Origin of the sequence: Mesorhizobium sp. M1A.F.Ca.IN.020.06.1.1 (assembly GCF_004023265.1) — a bacterium.
In the GTDB taxonomy this organism is placed as follows: domain Bacteria; phylum Pseudomonadota; class Alphaproteobacteria; order Rhizobiales; family Rhizobiaceae; genus Mesorhizobium.
This window is the reverse complement of the sequence record NZ_RZSR01000834.1, coordinates 1-2,698: the sequence shown is the minus strand read 5'-3', so window position 1 is coordinate 2,698 and position 2,698 is coordinate 1. Positions and strand designations below refer to the sequence as shown.

General features: G+C 63.9%; 4 protein-coding genes. All 4 read left to right on the top strand.

Going from position 1 to position 2,698, the window contains the following annotated elements; genetic code table 11:
* Position 1 precedes the first annotated feature (1 nt).
* Positions 2–832, top strand: coding sequence for a ScpA family protein (locus EOA60_RS27715; RefSeq protein ID WP_245502626.1), 831 nt, complete (start codon positions 2–4; stop codon positions 830–832).
* Positions 829–1,584: an SMC-Scp complex subunit ScpB gene (scpB, locus tag EOA60_RS27710; RefSeq protein WP_067329549.1), complete on the top strand. Its 756-nt coding sequence runs from the start codon at positions 829–831 to the stop codon at positions 1,582–1,584. The genes EOA60_RS27715 and scpB overlap by 4 nt, the downstream gene beginning before the upstream one ends.
* Positions 1,585–1,763: 179 nt before the next feature.
* Positions 1,764–1,982, top strand: coding sequence for a twin-arginine translocase TatA/TatE family subunit (locus tag EOA60_RS27705; protein WP_066999984.1), 219 nt, complete (start codon positions 1,764–1,766; stop codon positions 1,980–1,982).
* Between the two features lie 83 nt (positions 1,983–2,065).
* Positions 2,066–2,698 (top strand): Sec-independent protein translocase protein TatB (tatB, locus tag EOA60_RS27700; RefSeq protein WP_128312221.1); only part of this gene is annotated, 633 nt, incomplete at its 3' end.

Genomic DNA, 2,698 nt, shown 5'->3' with positions numbered 1-2,698 from the left:
ATTGGACAGCAAGGCCGCGAAGGCCGCACCGATGGACCGTCTGTGGGCCGAGAACGACGAGTCACGTCTGACCAGCGACCCGTCGCTGGTGGTCGATGTCGCCGGCTTCGAGGGCCCGCTCGATCTTCTGCTGCATCTGGCGCGCAACCAGAAGGTCGATCTCGCCCGCATCTCGATCCTGGCGCTCGCCGAGCAATATCTGGCCTTCATCGAGAAGGTGAGGGCGCTGAGATTGGAACTCGCGGCCGACTATCTGGTCATGGCGGCATGGCTTGCCTTCCTCAAGTCGAAGCTGTTGATCCCGAAACAGCCGGGCGAAGAGGGCGAGAGCGGCGAGGAACTGGCAGCGGTGCTGCAGTTCCGGCTGAAGCGGCTGGAGGCGATGCGTGATGCCGCTGCGCGGCTGGTCAACCGCAACCGGCTCGGCCGCGACGTCTTCGCGCGCGGCATGCCGGAAATGGTGATCGTCGAGAAGCGCAATGCCTATTCGGCCTCGCTCTACGATCTGCTGACCGCCTATGCGCAGCAGCGCCAGCGGCAGGCGATCAGCAACGTGACGATCGCCAGGCGCGCCGTATGGTCGCTGAAGGACGCACGCGACGTGCTGGCACGGCTGGTTGGAACGATTGGCGACTGGACGGCGCTCGACAGCTTCCTGATCCAATATCTGGCCGCGCCGGAAGAAAGGCGCACGGCAATCGCCAGTTCGTTCGCCGCGACACTCGAAATGGTGCGCGAGGGCAAGCTGGATCTGCGGCAGGATCAGGTCTTCGCGCCGATCTATCTGCGCGGCCGCGCACGAGGGGTCAAGGCAGTCGAGGTGGCATCATGAGTGAACGCGCCAACGCTTCGGTCATCCCGTTCAAGGTCGAGGTCGAACCGGAAGCCGAGATGGCCGAGCAGGGTTCTATCGAGAACCCCGCCGAGCGGCTGCAATTGTCGGAAGCAGTCCGCATGGCCGAGGCGATCATCTTCGCCAGCGCCGAGCCGGTCAGTGACAGGCAACTGGCGGCGCGCCTGCCCGAGGGCGTCAACATTGCGGCCGCAATGGCCGATCTGCAGGAAATCTACGCCAAGCGGGGGGTCAACCTGGTGCGGGTCGGCGACGCCTGGGCGTTCCGCACCGCCGGCGACCTGGCTTTCCTGATGAGCCGGGACTCGGTCCAGCAGAGAAAGCTCTCGCGCGCGGCGCTCGAAGTTCTGGCGATCATCGCCTATCACCAGCCGGTCACCCGCGCCGAGATCGAGGATATCAGGGGGGTCGAGACCTCGAAGGGCACGCTGGACACGCTGCTGGAGACGGAGTGGGTCAGGATGCGCGGCCGCCGCCGCACGCCCGGCCGTCCCGTGACCTACGGCACGACCGACGCTTTCCTCGATCACTTCGCGCTGGAGGAGATCCGCGACCTGCCCGGCATGGAAGAGCTGAAGGGCGCCGGATTGCTTTCGACGCGCATGCCGTCCAATTTCTCGATGCCGGTGCCACCGGCCGATCCGGACGCGCTGGCCGAGGACGAGGATGCGCTGACCGATATCGACCTCGAGGAGCTCGGATTGCTCACGCCGCGCGTCACCGAAGAGTGAGTGCGAAACCGATACGAATGGTTTATTAGCAGGGGCTGCGCGGATTCGTAGCAAGGCGCTCACGCCGAAAGTGCGTGACATCCGCTAGCCATTTTACCAACTTCATTGCGGTTGTGTTTGAATCCCCGAGCGAAAACGCATAGATCATCGCCGAGGGAAAACATTCGAGAGAGATTGTTATGGGTTCACTATCGATATGGCACTGGCTGATCGTTCTGGTCATCGTGCTGCTCCTGTTCGGCCGCGGCAAGCTGCCGGAGCTGATGGGCGACATGGCCAAGGGCATCAAGAGCTTCAAGAAGGGCATGGCTGAGGACGATACCGACGACAAGCGGACCGTCGAGCACCGCGCCGACGAGACCGTATCGCCGGGCAAGGAAAAGGTCAGCAAGAGCTGAGTCCGGTTGTTGCTTTGAGCATGTCGTTGTCCCAGAACCCTTTCGTGTTTTTGGGCGACAGGCTCTCGTTGGAATAGATTGCCATGTTCGAAGTCGGCTGGAGCGAGCTGCTGGTGATCGCGGTCGTCATGATCGTGGTCGTCGGGCCGAAGGATTTGCCCAACATGCTGCGCACGTTTGGCCGCACCGCGGCCAAATTGCGCGCCATGGCGGGCGACTTCCAGAAGCAGTTCAACGACGCCCTGAAGGAAGCCGAGCTTGACGATGTCAAGGACTCGGTCGACAGCCTTCGTGGGCTCAGCCCGATGAACGAAATCCGCAAGCAGCTCAATCCGTTCGAGCAGGCGGCGGCCGACGTTCGGGCCGGCGTCGATACGATGATGAAGCCCAAGCCGGCTTCCGATCAGGCGCCCTCGGATGCAACGACCCCGCAGCCTGCCGAGCCGCTGAAGAACGGCGCGACGGAGATCCCGGGCATCAACGGAACCGACGTCGCCCCGGCTGTGCCGATGTCCTCGCCAGCTGCGCCGATCTCCCCGGCCTTGAATGAGGCCTCCGTGACCACGCCCATTGCGGAGACCGCCGGGTCCGCCCAGCCGGCGAAAAAAGTGGCCGCGTCGAAGACGAAAGCCGCCGGTGCAGCAGCGAAAGCGGCATCGGCCAAGGCTCCGGCGCCTAAAGTCCCGGCAAAATCTGCACCGGCGGCGGCAAAGGCC

What these genes read in the sequence shown, in the direction of transcription:
- EOA60_RS27705 (WP_066999984.1), top strand. Translation starts at nt 1,764, where the DNA reads ATGGGTTCACTATCGATATGGCACTGGCTGATCGTTCTGGTCATCGTG.
- scpB (WP_067329549.1), top strand. Translation starts at nt 829, where the DNA reads ATGAGTGAACGCGCCAACGCTTCGGTCATCCCGTTCAAGGTCGAGGTC.